The following is a 23,754-nucleotide window of genomic DNA, read 5'->3' as shown; positions in this document are numbered from 1 at the left end:
GGTCACCCCGTGGTTCTGGTCAGCCCTGCACCGACCGCCAGCGCCGGATGCCGAGGGCGGCACCGACGAGGACGAGCGCGGTCAGCGGCACCCACCCGGCGAGTCCGGTCATCGGCAACGGGCTGCCCGACGGCGTGCCGGCCGGCGTGCCGCCCGGGGTCGTCTGCGGGGTGGAGGTGCTGCCGGGCCGGGCCTGGGCGAGGTCGCTCATCGACCCGATCGTCAGCGACAGCGGCGATCCGGCGAGGGTGGCGTGCGCCTGCTGCGACTGCGGCACCAGGTTGGCGACGCCGGGCAGCGCGACCGCGTCGGGGATCGACAGCCCGGCCCAGTCGATCTGCAGCGCGGTGACCGCCGCCCGCGCGGCCTGCAGGCCGCCGACCGGGTCGAGCGAGGTCGACTTCTGCAGGACCTTGACCACCGGCACCGGCACCTTGAGGTCCGGCAGCTGGGGGACGCTCGACAGCACCGAGGACAGCTGACCCAGCAGCCCCGAGATCTTCGACTGCACGCCGCTGAGCGTGCTGCCGACGAGGCTGGTGATGTCGGCGGTGCTGCTACCCGTGACCGCCTTGAGGATGTCGGTGTTGGCGACCTTCAGCCCCTCGACGGTGCCGGTCACGTCCGCCTTGTGGGTGGTGCCGGCCTCGGCGAGCGTCGAGACGTCGAGCTTGGCCAGCGAGACCAGCGGTGTCCCGTCGAGGATGCCGAGGATCTGCGTGACCAGCGGGCCGGTCACGCCGGACAGCTGGTTGGTGAGGCTCGTCAGCTGCGCCTGCAGCGCGTCGATCGCGGCCTGCAGCTGCGAGATCAGCGTGCTGAGGTTCGAGCTCGACAGCGCCGTCTGGGCACTGGTCAGCGTCGAGCAGGCCGTCGCGAACTGCGTGATCAGACTCGACTGCCCGATGGTCGTGAGCACGGTCTGGATCGCGCTGGGCACCGCCGGGCAGTTCGAGGTGGACAGCGACAACCCGCTGCCCAGAGGCGTGCCACCCAGCGCCGCATTGACCGACGAGATGACCGAGTTGAGCTGCGTCTGGGCGCTCGTGACGGCGCCCTGCAGCTGGCTGAGCTGACTCTGGTCGGAGGTGAGCGTCGCGGTCTGGCTGGTGATCTGCTGCGTCACGCTGTCGATCTGCGACTGCAGCGAGTCGATCTGGGCGTTGACCTGGCTCACGGCCTGGTCGAGGGTCGCGGTCGACAGGCCCAGCCCGTCCACGAGGTTGAGCAGGGTGTCGAGCGGCAGCTTCGACAGGTCGAGGCCGAGCCCGCCGAGCAGGCCCTTGATGGACGGCAGCGACAACCCGGTGAGCGTGAGCTGCTTGCCCGCCGACGAGTCGCCACCGGCGACGTTGGCGAGGTTCGACAGCGAGACGGAGCCGCCGATCGGCAGGCCCAGCACCGACAGCAGGTTCTGGCCGCTGGCGCTGATCTTGGCGAGTGCGCCGGTCGCCGTACGCGTTGCCTGCATCGCCGCGGCGGGGCTGGTGACCGACAGCACGCCCGCGATCGACTGCTGCTGGCTCGGCACGCCCGGTTGGTTCGGCGTCGAGTTGGTGACACTCACGGGCGGCACAGCGGCCGCACCGTCCTTGAGCAGCGGCGTCACGGAGATCGAGGCGATCCCGGCGCCGTTCAGGTTGGAGCTGGAAAGAGCGGCCTTGAGCGCCTGCACCTGGTGGCCGACGGCGGTGACGCCGAGAAGGGTGAGGCTCGAGCTCGAGGAGCCGCCGGCCGGTGTGGCCGTCGCCGCCATCGCCGGTAGCGCCGCGGCTGCGAGCACAGCAGCGGTCACTCCGACGGTTATCCGAGCAGCACGCACGATGTCCCCCGATCATCTCTACGTTGGGGCAAGTTGGACGATTGAGAACGAGGCTCGCGTACGCCGACCAATTGATCCATGGCGAGACATGGCCATCTGCTACTAGTCCGCGGGGGCTAAGCCGAAACGGTGACGGCCTGCTGATCAGCTCGTTGTGCTGACGAGGACAAGATCGGCCGCGTATCGTGACCGGCGGTCGGCGGCGGTTTCGGGGGCACCTGTGCGTCGTTCATGTCACTTTCCTCCGTGAATCGCTGACGGAGCGGTCGTGACCCGTGTACACACACATGTGACGTCTGGGTAAGTGCCCGGAAGGATGGAGGGGGGCCCCGTGGAGGCACGCGAGCGTCTGCTCACACCCGGCGAGGTCGCGAACTTGTTTCGGGTCGACCCGAAGACCGTGACCCGCTGGGCGGCGGCGGGTCGCATCAGCAGCATCCGCACCCCGGGTGGGCATCGCCGCTTCCGCGAGTCCGAGGTCCGCGCCCTGCTCCGCGGCGAGGAGTCGACCCGGCCGGGCGCACCGATCCAGCGCGGCGTCCGCGAGGTCGAGATCGACCCGACGAGGGCCTGACCGCGGCTACCCGCTGACGTCGCGGGCCGCCTTCGCCCGGTTCAGAAGGCGTAGGAGTGCAGGCCTGCGACCACCGTGTTGATCACGTAGTAGTTGACCAGCATGCCCACGAACGCCAGCAGGGCGACCATCGGAGCTGCCTTGCGCCAGGCAACCGTCGACCGGCTGTGCAGGTAGGCCGCGTAGAGCACCCAGGTGATGAACGACCAGGTCTCCTTCGGGTCCCAGCCCCAGTAGCGACCCCATGCCGACTCGGCCCAGATCGCGCCGGCGATGACGGCGAACGTCCACACCGGGAACGCGAACGCGATCAGCCGGTAGGTCGTGCGGTCGAGGCTCTGCGCCGAGGGCATCCGCGCGGCGAGCCCGGCCCACTGCGGCCGGCGGCCGGCGGCCACCTGGTTGTCGTGGCGGCGGCGGACCAGGTGGAGCACGGTGGTGACGCCACCCACCATGAACGTGCCCGTGGCGGTGATGGCCGCGACCACGTGGATCTTGATCCAGTAGGAGTTGAGCGCCGGGACCAGCGGACCCGCACCGACGTAGAGGACGGTGCCGGCCAGGCCGAGGTAGAGCACCACCGGTAGCAGCACGAAGACGCCGAGCCAGCGGACCGGCTGGCGGGTCAGCAGCACGAGGAACGCGCCCACCGCCATCAGCGCGACGGCCGAGCTGAACTCGTACATGTTGCCCCACGGCACCCGCCCGGCCGCGACCCCGCGGGTGACGACCTCGGCCAGGTGCACGAGCCAGCCGCAGACGGTGAGGCCGACGGCGATGCCACCGATGCGTTCGGCCCACGGGTGCGGCGTACGCGACGATGCCTCGACGACGGGAGCCGGCGGCTCCTCGACGTCGCTGCCGCCCGCACCGACCAGGACCCGGGCGGGAACCGCGGCCTGCGCCGGGACGCCCGCGACCAGCGGCGCCGGCCGGCGGACGAACGCGAACTCGGCGGCGTAGGCGAGCATCGCCAGCGAGTAGACGACGACGGTGACTCCGAACAGGTCGTTGCTGATGGAGGCGAGGTGCACGCTCACTCCTGGTTCGGCTGCGCGGTGCCCGTGGCCGCTCGCATCTTCTCGACGAGCCCGTCGAACTCCTCCGCGAACGAGTCGGCATCCGTGCGGGCAAGTCCGCCGACCTCGACCACCGTACGACGCCCGCCGTCGGCTCCCTCAGCGGGGCGCGCACGCACCCAGAGCCGGCGCCGACGAACACGCAGCGACAGGATCAGCCCGAGGACGATCAGCGCCGCCGCGATCAGCGCGACCCGCTTGCCGGGGTCGTGGGTGACCTGGAAGGTGCCGTACTGCTCCAGCCCGGTGAAGGTGATGCTCGTGCCGTCGGGCAGCGTCCAGGTGCTGCCGGGCGTCAGCAGCTTCGAGAGCGGCTGGCCGGACCCGTCGGTGTACTGCGTGAGCTTCGCCAGGTCGAGCGAGAAGACCGACTGCGGCACGCCGTTGTCGAGCCCGAGGTTGCCGTGGTAGGCGGTGAGCACCAGAGCCGGCCGCCGCGCCCCCGGGAACGCCGACACCATGCCGCTGGCCGGGTCGATGGCCGCGGTCGGGGCGAAGAACCCGGCGAAGCCGATCTGCCGCGGTTGCGCGTCGGGCACCTTGATGACGCCGTCGGACAGGAACGTCGCGTCGCGCGGCAGGAACGGCACGGCGGCGTCGAACGCGACGTGGCCCTTCGGGTCGCGCACGACGACGTGCGGCGCGTAGCCGTGGCCGAGCAGGTAGATCTTCACCCCCGCGATGGCCAGGGGGTGGTTGACCCGGATGTCGTAGCTGCGCTGCGGCCCGCCGGGCGAGGTGCGGTAGCGCACGTCCGCGTCGAACGTCCGGGCCTCGCCGTTGGGCTGGTAGCTGGCGTGGAAGCTCTTCAGGGAGAAGGAGAACGGCGCGAGCTCGCGGTCGCCGAACAGGCGGGCAGGGGTGAAGTCGTCGTAGGAGCTGCGGATGTTGGCGAACCCGTCGCCCTCCTTGACGAGCACGTCGCCCTTGTAGCCGAACAGGCCGCCCAGAGCGATGCCGACCAGGAGCACGACGAGGGAGATGTGGAAGAGCAGGTTGCCGGTCTCGCGCAGGTAGCCCTTCTCGGCGGCGACGCTGTGCGCGCCGGCCGCCTCCTCCCGGACGTCGACGCGGAAGCGCCGGCGTGCCAGCACCCCGCGCGCCGCCGAGACGGCTGCGGCGGGGTCGAGGTCGGTGGTGAAGTCGGCGTGGGAAGACAGCCGCGACAGCCGCCGCGGGGCGGCGGGCGGCTTGGCCCGCAGCGCGCGGATGTGCAGCCGGACCCGCGGCGTGAGGCAGCCGATGAGTGACACGAACAGCAGCAGGTAGATCGCGGCGAACCACGGGGCCGCGAAGACATCGAACAGCGACAGCCGGTCGAGGATCGGCGCGAGCGTCGGGTGGGCGGTGAAGAACTGCCGCACCTTGGCCGCGTTCAGCCCGCGCTGCGGAATCAGAGAGCCGGGGACGGCGGCGAGTGCGAGCAGGAAGAGCAGGATCAGCGCCGTCCGCATCGACGTCAGCTGGCGCCAGCCCCGGCGCAGCGCGACGACCGGTGACCGGCGCGGACCCGGCGGCCCCTCGCCGGCCGCCTGGTCCGGCGCGGTGGACAGCGGCGCGATCGGCTCGTCGTCGAAGGCGCCGGCTTCCTCGGGCGGGTGGACGGTGACGTCGGTCATCAGTGTCGGCGGTCCCTCAGACGGCGGTCGTGAATCCGGGCACCAGCAGGCGCAGGTCGATGGTGATGCGGTCCCAGACCCCGGTGACGAGCAGCAGGCCGATCGTGACCAGCAGCAGCCCGCCGACGCGCATCACCCACGCGTAGTGGCGGCGCACGACCGCGAACACCCCGAGCGCGCGGCGGAATCCGACTCCCGCCGCGATGAATGGCAGGCCCAGGCCGACGCAGTAGGCGAAGGAGAGCAGCGCCCCGCGGCCGGCGCTCGCGCTGTCGGCGGCAAGCGTCTGCACCGCACCGAGCGTCGGGCCCACGCACGGGGTCCAGCCGAGCCCGAAGAGCACCCCCAGCAGCGGCGCACCGGCGAGGCCGAGCGCAGGCGTGCGGTGCAGCCGGAACTCCCGCTGAGCGCCGGGCACGAACCCCATGAAGGCCAGCCCCAGCAGGATCGTGACGCCCCCGAGCACCCGGCTGATGACCTCCTGGTGCGCGATCAGCGCGGCGCCGAGGCTGCCGAACAGCGCGCCGTAGCTGACGAACACCAGCGAGAAGCCGAGGACGAACAGCGACGAGCCGACGAGCACCCGGGGCAGGTGCAGGGTGCGTACGGCGACCGCGGTGCCGCCCGGTCCCACGGCGGCCACCGAGGGCGCGGGCCGGTCGCCGGCCAGGTCGGCCCCCGACAGGCCGGTGACGTAGGAGAGGTAGCCCGGCACCAGCGGCAGCACGCACGGGGACAGGAACGACACCAATCCGGCGATCGCCGCGACCGGGATCGCCAGGGCCAGCGGGCCGCTGCTGACTTGGTGCTGGAACGCCGACCCGGCCGACGCGAGCAGGACGCCGGTCATGCCGCGCTCTCCGCCGCGATCTTGCGCACCAGCGACAGCAGCTGCGTGTAGCGGGCCTCGCCGCTGATGCGCGCCGCCTCGCGGTGGTGGCGGTCGAGAATGATCGTCGTCGGCAGCGTGGACGCCGTGGGGCTGAACAGCAGGCCGAGCCGCCCGGGCTGGTCGAACAGCGACGGGTAGGTCACCTGGTGGGTGCGCAGGAACGCCTTCGCGTTGCCGCTGTCGTCCTTGGAGTCGATGCCGAGGAAGCGCACCCCGAGCGACCTGGTGGCCTCGGCGACGGCCTGGAGCGAGGCCGACTCCGACCGGCAGGGCGGGCACCACGACGCCCAGAAGTTGACAACGACCACGTCGCCGGCCCAGTCGTCGACGTTGACCGTGCTGCCGTCGAGCGTGCGGCCCGACAGACCGTGCACGGCGTGCCGGCCCGACGTCGCCACCGTCTGCACGTTGCCGTCGCCGGCGACGTAGTTCTTCGGGTTGGCGGCGGTCGAGTCGACGGCGTTCTTGCCCGAGCAGCCCGCCAGAGCCAGCACCGGCAGGAGAACCGCCGCTGCGATCGCCGCACGCCGGCGGCGCGCCGCAGGAACGGCGGGCGCAGGGAGCACGGCGGAGACCCATCCGGACGACGGCACAGCGGTCGGGCCCATTCTCACCCGCTCACGACCGGAGCGGGGTGCCGGGTCTCAGGCGCCGGGTGGTCCGGCCTGAGTGACGAGCGCGGCGGCCGGCTCGCGGTAGCCGATGGAGACCAGCCGGTCGTCGGCGTAGGTCAGCGACGTCACGCTGGCGAGACCGCAGATCCGCCGGTCGGGCCGGTGCCACAGTCGCCGGCCCTCGAGCGCCCGGCGGCCGATCCAGATCGGCAGCTGGTGGCTGACGAGCACCACTTCGTGACCGCGAGCTGCGCAGCGGGCGTCCGCGATCGCCGCGAGCATGCGAGCAGCGACCTCGGCGTAGGGCTCCCCCCACGACGGCTGCATCGGGTTGCGCAGGTGCCGCCAGTGGGTCGGGCGGCGCAACGAGCCGTCGCCGACCCCGAACTGCAGGCCCTCGAAGACGTTCTCGCTCTCGATCAGCCGCTCGTCGACCTCTACCTGCGCGTCGAAGACGCGGGCGATCGGCTCGGCGGTCTGGCGCGCCCGCTCCAGCGGTGACGAGCGCACGAGGACGACGTCGTGGCGGCGCAGCGCGTCGGCGGCGACTTCGGCCATCCGCTCCCCGGTGCTCGAGAGCACGAAGCCGGGCAGCCGGCCGTAGAGCACCTTGCCGGGGTTGTCCACCTCTCCGTGCCGCAGCAGGTGGACGACCGTGCGCCGGCTCATGCGGCCACCTTGGCAGCGGCCCGCGCAGCGTCCGGCAACGCATCGAACACCCGGTCGAGCGCGGCGTCGTCGTGGGCGGCGGACAGGAACCACGCCTCGTAGGCCGACGGAGGCAGGTAGACCCCGGCGTCGAGCATCGCGTGGAAGAACGCCCGGTACTGCGTGACCGACTGGCGCTGCGCGGCCGCGTAGTCGACGACCGGGTCGCCGGTGAAGAAGACCGAGAACAGGCTGCCCGCGCTGTTGACCCGGTGGGCGACGCCGGCGTCGGTGAGCGCGGCGGTGACGTGCTCGCGCAGCAGCGCAGCCGCCCGGTCGACGTGCGCGTAGACGTCAGCGGTGCAGTGCCGCAGCGTGGCGAGCCCGGCCGCGACGGCGACCGGGTTTCCCGACAGGGTCCCGGCCTGGTAGACCGGGCCCGCGGGCGCGAGGCGCTCCATCACCTCCGCGCGGCCGCCGAAGGCCGCGGCCGGCAGCCCGCCGCCCATGACCTTCCCGAAGGTGAAGAGGTCGGGAGTGACCCCCTCGATCCCCCACCAGCCGGCCGGCCCGACCCGGAAGCCGGTGAGCACCTCGTCGAGGACCAGCAGGGCGCCGTGGCGCTCGGTCGCCGCGCGCAGGTGCGCGTTGAACCCGGGCAACGGCGGCACCACGCCCATGTTGGCCGGCACCCCCTCCGTGATGAGGGCGGCGATGTCATCGCCGTGGCGCTCGAACGCTGCGTCGACGGCGGCCACGTCGTTGTAGGGCAGCACGATCGTGTCGGCTGCGCTCGCGCCGGTGACTCCGGGCGTGTCCGGCAGTCCGAACGTCGCGACCCCGCTGCCGGCACTGGCGAGCAGCGCGTCGACGTGGCCGTGGTAGCAGCCGGCGAACTTCACGACCTTGCTGCGCCCGGTATAGCCGCGGGCAAGCCGCACCGCGGTCATCGTCGCCTCGGTCCCGGAGCTGACCAGGCGCACGCGCTGGACCGGCGGGACCCGGCGCACGATCTCCTCGGCCAGCTCGACCTCACCCTCGGTCGGCGCGCCGTAGCCGAGCCCGCGCGCCGCCGCGGCCGACACCGCCTCGACGACGGCCGGGTGCGCGTGGCCGAGGATCATCGGCCCCCACGAGCAGACCAGGTCGACGTAGTCCGCCCCGTCGACGTCGACGAGGTAGGGGCCGTGGCCGCGCGCGATGAACCGTGGCGTCCCGCCGACGGCACCGAATGCGCGCACCGGCGAGTTGACCCCACCCGGGATCAGCGCCCGCGCCCGGTCGAACAGCTCCTGGGAGGCCGGCGCGTCGTTCACCCGCTCATCCTCTCAACCGCTCACGCCGGTGCGGGCGCCCGCCTGCTCCCGCTGCGGTTGATCGCAGCGTCCTCGGTGCCGAGGTAGGACTCGATGACCCGCGGGTGCTCGAGCACCTCGGCCGGCGTGCCCTCGGCGATGACGCCGCCGAGCTCGAGCGCCACCATGCGGTCGCACAGTCCGGTGAGCAGCGGCATGTCGTGCTCGATGACGAGGATCGAGCAGCCCGTCTCGTCCTGCACCCGGCGCAGCAACGGCCCGAGCGCCTCGGTCTCCCGCTGCGCGACACCGCCCGACGGCTCGTCGAGCAGGACCACCTCCGGGTCCTGGGCGAGGATGCAGGACAGCTCGACGATCCGGCGGGTACCGGTCGACAGCTCGCTGAGGAGCCGTTCGGCGTACGACGTGAGACCGGTCATCGCGAGCAGCTCGCGCACCCGCCCCGCGGCCAGCGCCTCGGAGTCGGTCGACGCCGGCAGCCGCAGGCCCGCGGCGACCAGGTCCTTCGACAGAAGGTGGCGCTCAAGAGACACGGCCACGGTCTCCGCGACAGTCAGCGACGGGAACAGCCGGGCCTCCTGGAAGGACCGTCCCAGACCGATCCAGGCGCGCTCGTTGGCGGTCAGGTGGTCGACCGGGTGGCCGCCGAGCAGGACCCGACCTCCATCGGCCGGCAGGAAGCCCGAGATGACGTCGAAGAGCGTGGTCTTGCCCGCGCCGTTGTGGCCGATCAGGCCGAGGATCTCGCCCTTGCGCAGCGCGAGGTCGATGCCGTCGAGGGCGCGGATGCCGCCGAAGGACTTCGTGATGCTCTGCACCTCGAGGATCGGCGGCAGCTCGGGGTCGAAGAGCCGCGCGACCGGCTCCTCCTTCTTCCGGCGCCGGGCCGTGCGCGCGGGGGCGCGCGACTCGGGTGCGGCCGCGCCGGCGATGAAGACCGAGCGCAGCACGTCGGGGCGCTCCAGCAGCTCGGCGGTCGGGCCGCTGAACCGCACCTGACCCTTCTCCATGAACACCGCCCGCTCCGCGAGCTCGAGCGCGACGTTGACCGACTGCTCGACGACGACGACGGTGACGCCCGCGGCGTTGAGCCGGCGCACCACGTCGAGCAGCTGGCCGACGACGGTCGGCGCCAGGCCGAGCGACAGCTCGTCGATCAGCAGCAGCTTGGGCCGGGTCATCAGCGCCTGGCCGAGCGAGAGCATCTGCTGCTCGCCGCCGGACAGGTCCCCGGCCGCCTGGTCGGCGCGTCCGCGCAGCACCGGGAAGAGGTCGAGCACCTCCTCGCGGGCGGCCTCGACGGCCGCGGCGTCGTGGCGGATGGTCCACGCCGCGAGCCGGAGGTTCTCGGCCACGGTCAGGGTCGGGAAGACGCCCCGGCCGCCCGGCATGAGCGCCATGCCCGACCGGGCGAGCAGGTCGGCACGCCGGCCGGTGATCTCGTCGCCGCCGAAGACCACGTGCCCGCCGCCGGTCGGCGACAGGCCGCTGACGGCCTTCAGCAACGTGGACTTGCCGGCCCCGTTGGTGCCCAGGAGCGCGACGATTTCGCCTTCCTGCACGGAGAAGTCGACGCCGAACAGCACCTGCACGCTGCCGTAGCTCACCTCGACGCCGCGGCACCGCAGCAGCGCGTCGCCGTCGTCGGCCTCGTGCACGGCGGCCGCGACCTCGGCCGCCTCGCTGACGCCGACCTGCTCGCGCAGCAGGTCACTCGACGGCACGTCGAGCCCCGACTCGATGCCGCGACGGCGAGCGACGATCCGCAGCAGCCGGTCGCGCACCAGCTGCAGCGCCTCGCCGAGACCACCGGGCAGCACGAGCAGCAGGAAGAGCAGGCCGCTGCCGGTGATGATCAGCTGGTAGGCCGGGAAGGCCCGGACGGCCAGCTCGACGGCGGCGACACCGAGCAGGGCTCCGGAGATCGAGGCGAGCCCACCGATGACCGCCATCGAGAAGACCAGCAGGCTCTGCGACGGCTCGTAGGTGTGGAAGCCGATGCTCTGCAGCAGCAGCGCGTGCAGCCCGCCGGCGACCCCCGCGACCGCGCCGGACAGCACGAAGCCGACCAGCTTCACCCGCGTGGTGGGGACAGCCATCGCCGCGGCGGCGCGCTCGTTGTCGCGGGTGGCCAGCATGACCCGGCCGGGCCGAGTGCGGCGCAGCCCGACGACCAGCCCGATGACGAGCAGCAGCATGCCCAGGCAGAGGTAGTAGAGCGAACGCTCGGACTGCAGGTCGAATCGCTGCCAGAGCACCGGACGCGTGTAGCTCTGCGGGATCAGCGACGCGAAGTTCGTCGGGTTGAGGAAGAAGGAGTCGACCGCGACCGCCAGCGCCAGGGTCGTCACCGCGAGGAAGAGCCCGCGGATGCGCAGCGCGGGCAGGCCGACCGCGATGGCCAGTGCGGCGCCCGCCGCGGCGGCCGCGACGAGGCAGACGAACAGGTCGACGTTCCACCGCATGATCAGGTCGCCGGTCACGACGCCGCCGATGCCGACCAGCGCGAACTGCCCCAGGCTCACCTGGCCCGCCCAGCCCGAGAGCATGACCAGCGAGACCGCGACCATGCCGTAGACCAGGGCGATGCTGAACAGGTTGGTCTTGCCGGGCCCGGCGACCAGCGGGGCGATCACCGCGGCGGCCAGCACGCCGGCGCCGACCAGCCCGCGCCCGATCCGCACCTCCGGCAGCCGTGCCAGCACCTGCGGGATCGGCTTGAGGGTGCCGGCCGACACCCACGTCGAGTCGGTGTCACGCGCGCGGCCCGCAGCCCTGCGCTGCAGCAGCAGCGCCACGAGGATCACGACGAGGAAGGCCACCGTGGCCGCCGACTGCTTGCTGATGTTCCAGCGCACGAGGGCGTCGAGGACCCCGAGACCCACCCCTGCGCCGAAGGCGACCGGCAACGACTCGAGCCGGGCGACGACGGCCGCCGCCAGCGCCGGCAGCAGCAGCTGCGGCCCCGCGCCGGCCGAGAGCACGAGACCCTGCGACGGGGCGCCGAGGATCGTCGCCAGCGCCGCGAGCGCGCCGGCGAGCACCCAGACGAGGGTGGAGAGCCGGCGGATCGGGATGCCGAGCAGCATCGCCCGGTCGCCGTTGTCGGCCACGGCGCGCACGGCGATGCCCGCATCCGTGCGCAGCAGGAACCAGCCGAGCCCGCCGATGACCAGCGGCACGACCGCGATGATCAGCAGGTCGTTGCCGCTGAAGATGACCGGGTCGATCGAGGTGCTGGCCTTGGACAGCGGCGTCTCGAAGCTGCCGATCAGCGGCGGGCCGCCGACCCACCTCGGGATCAAGAGCTGGAATCCGCCGACGACCTGCGCGAGGCCGATCGTCGCGACGGTCAGCACCAACCGGGGAGCCGTGAAGAACCGGCGTACGACGAGGATCTCGATCAACCCGCCGATGACGGCGCCGGCCGCGAGGCCGACGACGATCGCCAGCCCCCAGTTCCAGTGCCGGCCCAGGTAGAGCTCGACCGTAAGGGTCGCGGCGAGCCCGCCCAGGGCGCCGTAGGCGAAGTTGATGATGCGGCTGGCCCGGTAGGTCAGCACCAGGCCGAGCGCCAACAGCCCGGTGATCGTGCCGTACTCCGCGCCCTGCAGGACCACGCCCCGCGGGATCTGCGACGGGGCGATCGCCGGCGCGACCAGCACGACCAGCACGGCGCCGGCGAGCCACAGCGCCCAGCGGGGCGCCCGCACCTCGCGCAGCGACTGCAAGGTCGGCGTCACTGGTAGGCCTTCACGTGGTCGGCGGTCGGCCAGTGACCCTGCTTGTAGCGCTCGCTCGAGGTGACGTAGGCACCCTGCTTGCCGTTGTACTTCGAGATCCTGGTCGGGTCCCAGTAGATCTCACGGGCGTCCTGGGTGGGCGTGTAGTGCCCGGGCCCGAAGCCCCAGGTGCCGTACTGCCCGGTGCCGCCGGGGTAGCGGAACATGCCCTGCTCGAAGGTCTGCGGCGTCAGGTCCGGTCCGGCCAGCTGCACGCCGAGCGCGAGCATGTACATCTGCTGGTAGATCAGGTCCACGGCGTTGGCCGGGGTGTCGCTGTTGACGCTCTTGTACGCCGCATAGCCGAGCGTCGCGCGCTGCGGCGGCTGCTCGGCCGCGTAGCTGATGCCGAACGCGTGCGCCCACTCGGTCTGGTCGAACAGCTGGCCGACGATGTCCTGGTCGGTCAGCGCGGTACCGGTGACCACCCACTCGGGGATGTAGTTCTGCTCCTTGGCCTTCGACGTCAGGTAGACCGGGATGACCGGGTCGCAGCCGCAGATCACCGTGGTGACGCCTTCGGACTTGAGCTTGGCGATGATGCTCGCCGCCTGGCTCGACATCGTCGACAGGTTGAGGCTGTAGGCGATCGTCTGCGGCACCGGCTTGCCGGCCTTCTTCACGATCGCGAGCCCGGCCTTGACGCACTCCTGGTACCAGGGGTTGTCGGGCGCCAGGATCACCGGCTTTCGCGGCTTGCCCTTGAGGTCGCCGCCGGCGTGCTCGGCCGGCTTGCCGAGCACCTGCTTGACGCCGACCTCGCTGACGGTCTCGGTGATGACCGAGCAGTCGGTGGCGATGCTCCACATGTAGGGCCGTCGCTCGGTCATCCACTCGCGGGACAGGTAGGGCACGCCGAAGCCGACGACCTTCTGGCGCGCGAGCGCGTCGCCGTACGGCTCGGTGGTCGCGCTCATGTCGGCGAACGCCTTGATCTTCTGCCCGACGGTGATCGCGTCGGCGTTGGCCTCCTGCTGGCCGCCGCCGAGCAGCTCGTTGGTCTGGCTGCCCTGGCCGTTGTAGAAGACGAAGTTCAGCTTGCGCCCGTAGAACTGGAAGTGCGTGTTGAAGTACTTCGCCAGGCCGAGCACCGTGCGCTGGATGTCGCCGGGGGTGTCGGAGAACGACGCGCCCCCGAGAGAGGCCAGCGTCTGCTGGAAGCCCGGGTCGCTGGTCTGGCGGAAGGCCACCGTGATCGAGTCCTTGGTGACGCCCCTCGAGGTGGCGCCGCCGTTGCCGCCGCTGAACGCGATGCAGGGCGGGGAGTAGGGGTCGCCGGGGACCTGCTTGGTGCGGCCGGGGCAGGCGCTGGTGCTGGCCGGGATCGAGGCCTGCGGCGTGACCGCCGAACCCTGGCCACCACCACCCGAGCCCGCGGTGTTGCCGGACGCCGTGCCGCCGCCGCTCCCGCCGCCCGGGGCGGAGCCGGTGGTGCTGCCGCCGCCGGCATCCACCCCGGAGCCGGACCCGCCGCCGGTGCCGCCGGCCACGCGCAGGGTGACCTGCTCGCGGGCGACGGTCGGCACGAACGCGGCCACCAGCACGAAGACGAGGACGAAGCCGATCAGCGGGCCGTAGCCGCGGAGCAGCCGTCGATCCGAGGGCGTGAACATGGAAGTCCTCCTGCGCCGCCGGGGGGCGGGGTCGGCCGGGATGGTGCGGGGGGCGGGAGCGGCGAAGCCGGGCTGCTAGAGCCGCAGCTCGCTCAGCCGCTGGCCGCGACGGCGACCGAGGACCACGTCGGCCACGCCGACCGCGAAGATCGCGCCGAGCGCGCCGAGCCCCACGGCGACGGCCGGGGTGTTGTCGCAGCTGCCGCCAGAGGGGTGCGTGCTGGAACACGTGCGGCTATCGACGACCGGCGACGCGGCGACGGTCGGCGCGCCGCCGGTGCTCGGGCCGCCGCTGGCGCTGTCGGCGACGGAGGGCAGCGAGCCGCCCGTACCCGACAGCGACGGCATGCCGCCGGCACCGCCGGCAGGCAGGTCGATCGGGCCGCCGGAGACCGGGCCGCCGAGATCGCCACCGAAGTCGCCGAAGGGGTTGTCGTAGACGATGCCCTCGCTGCCGGCCTGGATGCCGCCGATGTTGAGTGCGACGGAGCCCGCACCCGTCAGCGGGCCGGTGCCGATGTCACCGAGCAGGAAGAGCGTCGACGTCTTGCAGCTGACCCCGGTCATCGCCTGGAACAGCGCGTCGCGCACCGGCTGGCCGGCGCCGAGCGCCTGGCCGAGGGTCTGCTGGCCGACTTGGTTGTTGGCCATGCCGATCACCATCGGCGAGAGCTTCACGGACCCGTCGTCGGTCGCGACCTTGCCGGGGAGCTTGATGTAGGTCCCGAGCGGCGCCAGCGCCTTGTTGAGACTGTCGATCACGGTGCTCAGGGAGTTCTGGTCGAAGGGCACGGCCTGCCCGGCCAGCTTGATCGCGCCGATGGTGAACGTGCCGTCGGCCTTCTCGATCTTGGAGTTGGCTCCGGTCTGCTGCACGGCGTGCCAGGTGAGCCCGTCGAGCTCGACCAGCCCGCCTCCGAGCAGCACCTTGCCGAACGTGCTGGTGGCCTCGGCGATGCGGGCCTTGTCGGGGACCAGCCTTCCGCTCGCCTCGCTGCTACCGCCCTCGATCGTGATGACGCCGGGGACACCGAGCGACACTCCGGTGGTCTTCGCGTAGCCGGAGGGGGTGCCATCGGCCTCGACGTGCTCGGTGCCGACCGCCGCGGGCGGCATCTGGCCGGCCTCGGTCTTGTCGGCCGACTCCTTCTGGCCCATCGACTCGACGATGAGCGGCTGCGGGATCTGGTCCTTCGAGATGGTCGGGGCGCTGCCGTCGCAGCCCTCGGCGGTCAGCGTCGTGCCGATGATGCCGAGGTCGAATGTCTGCGACTGCGCCTTGCCCTGGCTGCCCTCGTAGCCGCCGATCGCGACGCCCTGCGTGATCGCGTAGTTGAGCCCGCCCGTCGCCGGCGCCAGCTGCAGGCCTTGGGCCAGCGCGGTCGCCGAACCGGGGATGAACTCGTCGGCGGCGGCTGCCTGTGTAACGAGCAGCGCCGGCACCGTCGCACCAGCCGCGATGGCGAGCGCCCCGACGAGCGCGAGCCGACGGCTGCTGTGACGCCGATCACTCACCGACATGACCCCCTAGTGGCCTCGATGGGCGCAAACCGGGACGAGTCCGGCCAACTTATTGAACGAACGTCCAGCATCTCTAGGGGGGTCCAACGACGCAGATCGTGCGGGGTTACGCCTGCAGGCGCGCAGCCACCTCAACGGCCCAGTAGGTGAGGATCATGCGGGCACCGGCCCGACGGATCGCGGTCACCGTCTCGAGGATCGTCCGCTCGCGGTCCAGCCAGCCCTGGGCGGCGGCCGCCTCCACCATCGCGTACTCGCCGCTCACCTGGTAGGCGGCGACCGGCACGTCGACCTCCTCCGCCACCCGGCGTACGACGTCGAGGTAGGCCAGCGCAGGCTTCACCATGACGGCGTCGGCGCCCTCGGCGAGGTCGAGGCGCACCTCGCGGAGCGCCTCGAGCGCGCCGCCCGGGTCCTGCTGGTAACCCGCACGGTCGCCGAACTGCGGCGCGCACTCGGCGGCATCGCGGAAGGGTCCGTAGAAGGCCGAGGCGTACTTCGCGGCGTAGGCGAGGATCGCGACGTGCGCGAAGCCGGCGCCGTCGAGCGCGGCCCGGATCGCGGCGACCTGGCCGTCCATCATGCCGCTGGGCGCGACGACGTGGCTGCCGGCGGCGGCCTGGGCGACGGCGATCGAGGCGTAGCGCTCGAGCGTCGCGTCGTTGTCGACGTCACCGTCGGCGGTGAGCAGGCCGCAGTGGCCGTGGTCGGTGTACTCGTCGAGGCACAGGTCGCTCATGAGCACGGTCGCGTCGCCCACCTCCGCGACCAGGTCGGCCATGGCGACCTGCACGACGCCCTGCGGGTCGTCGGCGGCCGAGCCCCGGTCGTCCTTGGCGGCGGGGATGCCGAACAGGATCAGGCCGCCGACCCCGGCGTCGACCGCCTCGGCCGCCGCCTTGCGCAGCGAGTCGCGGGTGTGCTGCACGACGCCCGGCATCGAGGCCACCGGCTGCGGCTCACCGATGCCCTCCTTGACGAACATCGGCAGCACGAGGTCGGCGGGGTGCAGCCGGGTCTCGGCGACCAGCCGGCGAAGCGCGGGTGTACGCCGCCAGCGCCGCGGCCGCACCGCCGGGAAGCCGGCGGCGGCCGCCGCGCCGGTCACTTGCCCTTCTTGGCCTTGGCCCGGTTGGCCTTGCCGGGCAGCTCGTCGTCGACCAGCCGGCGTTCGCGGCCGAACTCCGCGAGTGCCTCGGCGAGCGCGGCGGCGGACGCGGTCGACGCCTGGACGTCGACACGCAGACCGTGCTCCTCCGCCGTCTTCGCCGACTGCGGGCCGATGACCGCGATGACCGTCGAGGAGTGGGGCTTGCCGGCGATGCCGACGAGGTTGCGCACGGTCGAGCTCGACGTGAAGAGCACGGCGTCGAAGCCGCCGGTCTTGATCGCCTCGCGGGTCTCGGCCGGCGGGGGCGCCGCGCGGACGGTGCGGTAGGCGGTCACGTCGTCGACCTGCCAGCCGCGCTCCTTCAGCCCCGCGACGAGCGTGTCGGTGGCGATGTCGGCGCGGGGCAGGAACACCCGGTCGAGGTGGTCGAAGACGTCGTCGTACTCGGGGAAGTCCTCGAGCAGGCCCTCGCTCGACTGCTCGCCGCTCGGCACCAGGTCGGGGTTGATGCCCCACTCGCGCAGCGCCTGCCCGGTCATCTCGCCGACGACCGCGATCCGCATGCCGCCCATGGCCCGGGCATCGAGACCGATCTGCTCGAACTTCTGCCGCACCGCCCGGACCGCGTTGGTCGAGGTGAAGACGACCCACTGGTAGCGGCCCGAGACCATGCCGTTGATGGCCCGGTCCATCTGCGCCGGTGTGCGCGGCGGCTCGACGGCGATCGTCGGCACCTCGACGGGCACCGCGCCGTAGGACCGCAGCTGTTCCGACAGCGACCAGGCCTGCTCCTTGGTGCGGGGCACCAGGACCTTCCAGCCGAACAGCGGCTTGGTCTCGAACCAGCTGAGCCGGTCACGCAGCTTCACGACGTCACCGACGACGGCGACAGCGGAGCCGTCGAGCCCGTCGGCCGCGACGTCGGACTCCGCGGTGTCGAGCGTCGTGACGACCGTGCGCTGCTGGGTCGTCGAGCCGCGGACGGTGACGGCGACCGGTGTGCCCGCCGAGCGACCGTGCTCGACCAGCGCGGTCGCGGCCTTGCCGACCTCGCCCGCGGGAACGTGCAGCACGACGGTGTTGGCGGCGGCGAGCGCCGGCCAGTCGGGGTCGGGCGCCCCGGCACGCAGGTCGGCGACGCTCACCATCCGTGCCTTCGCCGACGTCAGCGGTACGCCGGCGTGCACCGGCACCGAGACGGCGGCGCTGACGCCGGGCACGACCTCGAACCCCAGCTTGGCCTTGGCCACGGCGTCGGCCTCCTCGGCCAGGCCGCCGTCGAGGGCCGGGTCGCCGTCGAGCAGCCGCACGACCGCCCGCCCCTCCCGCGCCGCGGCAACCAGGGCCTTGACGGCGGCAGCGGCGTCGAGCCCGGTGGCGTCGACGACCTCCACGTCGTCGCGGCAGCGGCGCAGCAGTGCTGCGTGCCGCTGCGGATCGGCGACCACGACGTCTGCGGCGGCCAGCACTTCGGCTCCCCGCACGGTCAGGAGCCGGTCGTCGCCCGGACCGGCGCCGACGAACGTCACGGGACCGTTGGTCTTCTTCTGCGTCCGCGAACTCACAGGGACCCCGCCCTCTTCTCGGCCTTGCTCACGTCAGTGCTCGTGTGATCCATCAGTCCCGCCGCGCCGAGCTCGAGCAGCTCGCGGGCGAGACGGACCCCTACATCAGCGGCGGCGGCCGGCGCACCGGTCGCGCTCGCCCTCACCGCGTCCCCGCCGTCGACGGCGACCACGCATCCGCGCAGGAACAGTTCCAGCCCGTCGCCGCCATCTGCCACGTCGGCGAGAGCGCCGACCGGTGCGGAGCAGCCCGCCTCCAGCGTCGCGAGCAGCGCGCGTTCGGCAGCGACCGCGGCGCGACTGTCGGGGTCGTCGAGCGCGCCGAGCAGGTCGGCAACCGCGCGATCGTCGGCCCGGCACTCGACCGCGAGCGCGCCCTGCCCGGGGGCCGGCAGCATCTGCAGCGGGTCGAGCACCTCGGTCACCTCGTCGAGCCGGCCGAGCCGGGCCAGGCCGGCGCGCGCGAGCACGATCGCGTCGAAGTCACCCTCGGCGACGGCCCGCAGCCGGGTGTCGACGTTGCCGCGGATGGCGACGATCTCGAGGCCCAGCCCGAGCGCTCGCAGCTGGGCGGCCCGGCGCGGCGAGCCGGTGCCGACGCGCGCACCTTCGGGCAGCTCGGCCAGGGTGGCGCCGGCGCGGGCGACCAGCACGTCGCGCGGGTCTTCCCGCCGCGGCACCGCGGCGAGCGCAAGGCCGGGCGCGGCGGCCGTGGGCAGGTCCTTGAGCGAGTGCACGGCCACGTCGACGTCGCCGCCGAGCAGTCGCTCGCGCAGGGCGGTCACGAAGACGCCGCTGCCGCCCAAGGACGCCAGCGCGGCTCGCGAGCGATCGCCCTCCGTGACGACCTCGACGAGCTCGACCGCCCGGCCGCTGCGCGCGGTGATGGCGTCGGCGACCAGCCGCGCCTGCGCCATCGCGAGGGCGCTGCGCCGGGTGCCCAGCCGGAGCGCATTCACGGCGCACCGTCCTCATCGACGGCCACGTCGGCGCGGGTGACCGCCACGGGCGCGGCCGGGTCGAGATCGAACAGCTCGCGCAGCGCCTCCGCGTAGGAGTCGCCGCCGGGCGCCCCGGCCAGCTCCTTCACCCGCACGGTCGGTGCGTGCAGCAGCTTGTCGACCACGCGCCGGACGGTGTCGCCGATCTCGCGGCGGGTGCGCTCGTCGACGTCGGGCAGCCGCCCGGCGAGGCGCAACAGCTCCGCATCCATGACGTCCTGGGCCTTGGAGCGCAGCGCGACGACGGTCGGTGCGACCCGGGCGGACCGCTGCTGGGACAGGTAGTCGGCGACGTCGTCGGTGACGATGCGGCGTACGGCCTCGACGTCGCGCGCGACCTGCTCACCTTCCAGCACCGCGCGCAGCGCCTCCAGATCGACGAGGGTGATGCCCGGCACCTGCCGCACGGCCGCGTCGACGTCGCGGGGCAGCGCGAGGTCGAGCACGAACAGCGGGCGGTCGGGTCGGCGGCTCATCGCCGTCTCGACCGCGTCGACGCTGACGACCGCGCCGGTCGCCCCCGTGCAGCAGACGAGCAGGTCGACGTCGGCGATCGCGTCGGTCAGGCCGGCGAGTCCCGCGCCGCGACCGCCGAGCGAGTCGGCGAGCCGGGCGGCGTGCGCGGGCGTGCGGTTGGCGACGGTGATGGCCCCGGCGTCGGCCCGCCGGAGCGTTGCGCCCGCCAGCGCCGCCATCGACCCCGCGCCCACGATCAGCGCGCTGCGCCCGACGAGCCCGCCGAGCGCCTGGGCGCCGAGGTCGAGCCCGACGCTCACCAGGGACTGGCCGGCCTTGTCGATGCCGGTCTCGCTGTGGGCCCGCTTGCCGACCCGCAGGGCGCGCTGCACCAACGGGGTCAACGTGCGCCCGAGGGCGCCCTCCTTGCGCGCCACCGCGTAGGCCGATCGCAGCTGGCCGAGGATCTGCGCCTCGCCGACGACCATCGAGTCGAGGCCGCACGCCACGGTGAACAGGTGCTGCACCGCGCGGTCCTCGTAGTGCACGTAGAGGTGGTCGGTGAGCTCATCGAGCGGGATGCCGGACACCTGCGCCAGCAGGTCGGAGATCGCCTGCACGCCGCCGTGGAACTTCTCGACCTCGGCGTAGACCTCCACCCGGTTGCAGGTGGAGGCCACCAGGGCCTCATCGACACCGGGAGCGCGCAGCAGCTCGACGAGCACCTTCGGCACGTCGTCGGCGGCGAGGGCGGCGCGTTCCAGCAGCGCGACGGGTGCGCTGCGATGGGACAACCCGACGACGAGGACGCTCACGAGACCGCCGCCTCGTCGAGGCCGGCGATGGCGGCACGCGCGGCCTCCGCGGCCGCGCTGGTCGCAGCCGCCGTCGTGGCCGCCTTGCGCTGCTCGTGGAAGGCGAGGATCTGCAGCTCGGTCGATAGGTCGACCTTGCGGACGTCGACGCCCCCGGGCACCGAGAGGACGGTCGGGGCGAAGTTGAGGACGCTGGTCACGCCGGCGGCGACGAGCCGGTCGCAGACGTCCTGGGCCGCTCCCGCCGGTGTCGCGATGACGCCGATGGAGACCTCCGACTCCTTGACCACGGTCTCCAGCTCGTCGATGTGCAAGACCTCGAGGCCGGCGATGCGCTCGCCGACGATCGCCGGCTGCGCGTCGACCAGGGCAACGATCTGGAAGCCCCGGGAGCCGAAGCCGGCGTAGTTCGCGAGCGCGTGGCCCAGGTAACCGATGCCGACGATGACGACGTTCCAGTGCTGGGTCAGCCCCAGGGTGCGGGAGATCTGGTAGACGAGGTACTCGACGTCGTAGCCGACCCCTCGGGTGCCGTAGGAGCCGAGGTGCGACAGGTCCTTGCGGACCTTCGCCGAGTTGACCCCGGCGGCGCTGGCGAGAGCCTCGGAGGAGACAGTGGCGGTGCCCTGTTCGGCGAGCGTCGTCAGCGCCCGTAGGTAAACCGGGAGCCGCGCGACCGTGGCCTCGGGGACACCGGGCCTCGCACCGGCGCCGGAGGCGTTCACGATGCGGCGGCGGACGCGACCATGCGGTCAGGGTAAGGCTTTGTGAACGAATGCACAAAGTCACGTTTCACAAGTGCACGAGAGGTGCGTCACGGCCTGCGACGTGCAGGCACACGCCGACGCGGAGGAGCGCGAGGAGTGCGACGTGCTCGACGCGAGACCCCGCACGGCGCACGGGCCGACCGGGCGAGGCGGGCCGGCACTACAGTCGGCGCATGTCTGATCGCGTGAGCGTGTCCATCGACGGAGGCGTGGCCGATGTACGGCTCAACCGCCCCGACAAGATCAACGCTCTCGACCCGGCGATGTTCGCGGGCATCGTCGAGGCCGGAGAGCAGTTGAAGGGCGACCCCTCCGTGCGGGCGGTGGTCCTCTCCGGCGAGGGGCGTGGCTTCTGCGCCGGCCTTGACTTCGGCAGCTTCCAGGCGATGGCGAGCGGCGAGGCGCAGGCGCGACCCACCGCCCGCATCGGCGACACCGACGGGCGCATCACGCACCTCGGGCAGCAGGCCGCCTACGTCTGGCAAGAGCTGCCGGTCCCCGTCATCGCCGCGATCCACGGCGTCGCCCTGGGCGGCGGCATCCAGATCGCGCTGGGCGCCGACATCCGCATCGTCGCGCCCGACGCCCGGCTGTCCGTGCTCGAGGTGCGGTGGGGGCTGGTGCCCGACATGACGGGCACGTGGATGCTGCCACGCCTGGTCGGCCTCGACGTCGCCAAGGAGCTGACGTGGACCGGTCGCATGGTCTCCGGCGAGGAGTGCGTGCGCATCGGGCTGGCCACGCGGGTCTCGGACAGCCCGCTGGACGACGCGCTGGCGCTGGCCCGCGAGATCGCGGCCAAGAGCCCGGCGGCGGTCCGCGGGGCAAAGCAGCTGCTCAACCAGTCGGGCATCGCACCGGTGGCGCAGCAGTTCGCCGACGAGCGGGCGACGATCGGCGGGCTCATCGGCTCGCCCAACCAGGTCGAAGCCGTGACGGCCTACTTCGAGAAGCGCGACCCGGTCTTCAAGGACTGACCCGCGCGTCGCGAGGGGGGTTCGAGCGGAGATTTGGTCGGGCCGCGACGTCCCACGCACTGAAGCCCACTTACAGGCGTGTATGCCACGTCGCGGCCCGCGCGAGGTCTATGTACGCGGATCGCAGCGGCTACACCTTGGTGAGGCCAATGTCACCCATCCGTGACAGGAGCGGGCGTCTCGGTGGTTGGGGCCGCAGCCGGCTTCCGCGCCGCCGGCACCCGGCCTCGGTGCGCGCCGTGGCTGTGCAGGGACAGGAAGCGCTCCGGCCGCGGGCTACGGTCCGCCGCGTCGTCGAGCCAGGCCAGGGAGGTGGCGCGCGCCCGGTCGATCAGCTCGCCACCGTGACGGAAGTCGATCGACGAGACGGCGAGCGGGCACAGCGGCGGGAGCAACCGCAGGTCGACGAGGTCGGCGGCGTTGGCGACGTCGAAGAGGAGCCGTTGCTCGATGAGCAGGGTGAGCGCCTGCAGTGCCGAGCCGAGCGCGGTGGCTGGCGGCCGGTCGAGCGCACAGGCGTAGCCGCCCGGCAGGACGTAGACCCGATCCGCACCGAGCGAGATCGCCTGCATGATGGCGCAGTTGTCGGCGATACCTCCGTCGACCAGGTGCCGCCCGTCGATCGGCACGGCCGGGAACACCGCCGGGATCGCGGCACTGGCCATCACGGCGGTCACCGCGTCGCCCGTCGAGAGCAGCACCTCTTCCCCGCTGCGGACGTCGGTGGCGACGAGGTGCAAGGGGATCGAAGCGTCCTCGAGGCGGTCGAAGCTCAGGTGGTGGCGCGCGAGCCGGCGCAGCGCCTCGCTGGAGCACAGCGACGACACCGCGCCCGCGACCGCACCCGCGGCACGGGCGGCGTTGAGCGGGAAGACGTCTCGGCGGCGTAGCCCCCGCCAGACGTCGCCCAGGTCCTCCAGCGCCGCACGGCCGCCGCCGTGACCCGCAACGTAGCTCGCATTGAGCGCGCCGGCCGACGTGCCGACCAGCAGGTCCGGCTCGACGCCGCGCTCGGCGAGCGCCTGGAGCATGCCGACCTGAACCGCCCCGAGGCTGCCCCCACCGGACAAGACGAACGCCGTGACCATGGCCCCGCCTCTCGCCGCATGCCGCACGGCATGCCCTTGTCTCGGAGCAACACCGTGGCACGACCCGGCGATTCCGCAACCCCTTCCGGAGCGAAAAGCAGTCGATCGACGCGGGCCCGCCGTCGTACGGTCCTGCGCGTGAACGCGCCGATCCGCCAGCGGATGCGGGCGGACCTGACCGTGGCGATCAAGTCGCGGGATGCCGCCCGCGTCACCGTGCTGCGCACGACTCTCGCCGCCATCGACAACGCGGAGTCCGTCGACCCGGCGTACGACGAGGTCGTGGCCACCGGGTTGTTCGCGGACGTCGCCCGACGTCGCGTCGACGAGGCGGAGATTCGCGACATCGTGCGGCAGGAGTACGACGAGCTGATGGAGACCGTCGACACGCTACGGCGACTCGGACCGGACGGCCCGGCCGACGACCTCGCCGAGCAGGCGTCGATCCTCGCGAGCTATCTCGGCTGCGACGAGCCGCTCACCTGCTGAGACGC

Annotated in this window: 19 protein-coding genes; 3 read left to right on the top strand and 16 right to left on the bottom strand. The window is 72.6% G+C overall.

Features of this window, described 5'->3' with window-relative positions; all coding sequences use genetic code 11:
• Positions 1-19: 19 nt before the first annotated feature.
• Positions 20-1,795 (bottom strand): hypothetical protein, encoded by a 1,776-nt coding sequence (locus tag VFJ21_12750; GenBank protein ID HET7407988.1) that lies wholly within the window; start codon positions 1,793-1,795, stop codon positions 20-22.
• Between the two features lie 343 nt (positions 1,796-2,138).
• Here VFJ21_12750 and VFJ21_12745 point away from each other — a divergent pair, with 343 nt between their 5' ends.
• On the top strand, positions 2,139-2,396 hold the full coding sequence (locus VFJ21_12745) for a BldC family transcriptional regulator (protein HET7407987.1): 258 nt from the start codon (positions 2,139-2,141) through the stop codon (positions 2,394-2,396).
• A gap of 41 nt (positions 2,397-2,437) precedes the next feature.
• Here VFJ21_12745 and ccsB read toward each other — a convergent pair whose 3' ends face one another.
• The 14 genes from ccsB to VFJ21_12675 form a co-directional block, all read right to left on the bottom strand.
• A complete protein-coding gene (ccsB, locus tag VFJ21_12740; GenBank protein HET7407986.1) occupies positions 2,438-3,430 on the bottom strand; it encodes a c-type cytochrome biogenesis protein CcsB in 993 nt (330 codons plus the stop codon).
• Positions 3,431-3,432: 2 nt separating this feature from the next.
• Entirely contained in the window at positions 3,433-5,094 is a 1,662-nt protein-coding gene (locus VFJ21_12735) for a cytochrome c biogenesis protein ResB (protein ID HET7407985.1), read from the bottom strand.
• A 16-nt stretch (positions 5,095-5,110) separates the two neighbouring features.
• Entirely contained in the window at positions 5,111-5,944 is an 834-nt protein-coding gene (locus VFJ21_12730) for a cytochrome c biogenesis protein CcdA (protein ID HET7407984.1), read from the bottom strand.
• Positions 5,941-6,552, bottom strand: a complete 612-nt coding sequence (locus VFJ21_12725) for a TlpA disulfide reductase family protein (protein HET7407983.1) — start codon at positions 6,550-6,552, stop codon at positions 5,941-5,943. The genes VFJ21_12730 and VFJ21_12725 overlap by 4 nt, the downstream gene beginning before the upstream one ends.
• A gap of 78 nt (positions 6,553-6,630) precedes the next feature.
• Positions 6,631-7,269, bottom strand: coding sequence for a histidine phosphatase family protein (locus tag VFJ21_12720; protein HET7407982.1), 639 nt, complete (start codon positions 7,267-7,269; stop codon positions 6,631-6,633).
• Entirely contained in the window at positions 7,266-8,564 is a 1,299-nt protein-coding gene (gene hemL / locus VFJ21_12715; GenBank protein ID HET7407981.1) for a glutamate-1-semialdehyde 2,1-aminomutase, read from the bottom strand. The genes VFJ21_12720 and hemL overlap by 4 nt, the downstream gene beginning before the upstream one ends.
• Before the next feature lie 20 nt (positions 8,565-8,584).
• Positions 8,585-12,307 carry an ATP-binding cassette domain-containing protein gene (locus VFJ21_12710; GenBank protein ID HET7407980.1) on the bottom strand — a complete coding sequence of 1,241 codons (3,723 nt, stop codon included), beginning with the start codon at positions 12,305-12,307 and terminating at the stop codon, positions 8,585-8,587.
• On the bottom strand, positions 12,304-13,959 hold the full coding sequence (locus VFJ21_12705; GenBank protein HET7407979.1) for an ABC transporter substrate-binding protein: 1,656 nt from the start codon (positions 13,957-13,959) through the stop codon (positions 12,304-12,306). Before VFJ21_12705 ends, VFJ21_12710 begins: the two co-directional genes overlap by 4 nt.
• Positions 13,960-14,034: 75 nt before the next feature.
• On the bottom strand, positions 14,035-15,474 hold the full coding sequence (locus VFJ21_12700) for a hypothetical protein (protein ID HET7407978.1): 1,440 nt from the start codon (positions 15,472-15,474) through the stop codon (positions 14,035-14,037).
• Positions 15,475-15,586: 112 nt separating this feature from the next.
• A complete protein-coding gene (hemB, locus tag VFJ21_12695) occupies positions 15,587-16,588 on the bottom strand; it encodes a porphobilinogen synthase (GenBank protein HET7407977.1) in 1,002 nt (333 codons plus the stop codon).
• Entirely contained in the window at positions 16,585-18,156 is a 1,572-nt protein-coding gene (locus VFJ21_12690; GenBank protein ID HET7407976.1) for a uroporphyrinogen-III synthase, read from the bottom strand. Before VFJ21_12690 ends, hemB begins: the two co-directional genes overlap by 4 nt.
• Positions 18,153-19,073 carry a hydroxymethylbilane synthase gene (gene hemC / locus VFJ21_12685; protein HET7407975.1) on the bottom strand — a complete coding sequence of 307 codons (921 nt, stop codon included), beginning with the start codon at positions 19,071-19,073 and terminating at the stop codon, positions 18,153-18,155. The genes VFJ21_12690 and hemC overlap by 4 nt, the downstream gene beginning before the upstream one ends.
• A 38-nt stretch (positions 19,074-19,111) precedes the next feature.
• The gene (locus tag VFJ21_12680; GenBank protein ID HET7407974.1) at positions 19,112-20,428 is read right to left on the bottom strand and encodes a glutamyl-tRNA reductase; all 1,317 of its coding nucleotides are present in this window, start codon (positions 20,426-20,428) and stop codon (positions 19,112-19,114) included.
• Entirely contained in the window at positions 20,425-21,153 is a 729-nt protein-coding gene (locus VFJ21_12675) for a redox-sensing transcriptional repressor Rex (GenBank protein HET7407973.1), read from the bottom strand. The genes VFJ21_12680 and VFJ21_12675 overlap by 4 nt, the downstream gene beginning before the upstream one ends.
• 215 nt (positions 21,154-21,368) lie before the next feature.
• On the opposite strand from VFJ21_12675, the gene VFJ21_12670 reads away from it, so the two are divergent.
• Positions 21,369-22,172, top strand: coding sequence for a crotonase/enoyl-CoA hydratase family protein (locus VFJ21_12670; protein ID HET7407972.1), 804 nt, complete (start codon positions 21,369-21,371; stop codon positions 22,170-22,172).
• A 152-nt stretch (positions 22,173-22,324) separates the two neighbouring features.
• Here the strand turns inward: VFJ21_12670 and VFJ21_12665 are convergent, their stop codons facing one another.
• A complete protein-coding gene (locus VFJ21_12665; GenBank protein HET7407971.1) occupies positions 22,325-23,260 on the bottom strand; it encodes a patatin-like phospholipase family protein in 936 nt (311 codons plus the stop codon).
• A 138-nt stretch (positions 23,261-23,398) separates the two neighbouring features.
• On the opposite strand from VFJ21_12665, the gene VFJ21_12660 reads away from it, so the two are divergent.
• Entirely contained in the window at positions 23,399-23,749 is a 351-nt protein-coding gene (locus VFJ21_12660) for a hypothetical protein (GenBank protein ID HET7407970.1), read from the top strand.
• Positions 23,750-23,754: the final 5 nt, after the last annotated feature.

The organism is Mycobacteriales bacterium, assembly GCA_035690485.1.
Classification (GTDB): Bacteria; Actinomycetota; Actinomycetes; order JAFAQI01; family DASSKL01; genus DASSKL01.
The sequence above is the reverse complement of the archived record's forward strand: the minus strand, read 5'-3'. Positions and strand labels throughout refer to the sequence as shown.

Coding starts and splice junctions, on each gene's coding strand:
- VFJ21_12745 (HET7407987.1), top strand. CDS start 2,139: ATGGAGGGGGGCCCCGTGGAGGCACGCGAGCGTCTGCTCACACCCGGC.
- VFJ21_12735 (HET7407985.1), bottom strand. CDS start 5,094: ATGACCGACGTCACCGTCCACCCGCCCGAGGAAGCCGGCGCCTTCGAC.
- VFJ21_12730 (HET7407984.1), bottom strand. CDS start 5,944: ATGACCGGCGTCCTGCTCGCGTCGGCCGGGTCGGCGTTCCAGCACCAA.
- VFJ21_12720 (HET7407982.1), bottom strand. CDS start 7,269: ATGAGCCGGCGCACGGTCGTCCACCTGCTGCGGCACGGAGAGGTGGAC.
- VFJ21_12705 (HET7407979.1), bottom strand. CDS start 13,959: ATGTTCACGCCCTCGGATCGACGGCTGCTCCGCGGCTACGGCCCGCTG.
- hemC (HET7407975.1), bottom strand. CDS start 19,073: ATGGCGCAGGCGCGGCTGGTCGCCGACGCCATCACCGCGCGCAGCGGC.
- VFJ21_12670 (HET7407972.1), top strand. CDS start 21,369: ATGTCTGATCGCGTGAGCGTGTCCATCGACGGAGGCGTGGCCGATGTA.
- VFJ21_12665 (HET7407971.1), bottom strand. CDS start 23,260: ATGGTCACGGCGTTCGTCTTGTCCGGTGGGGGCAGCCTCGGGGCGGTT.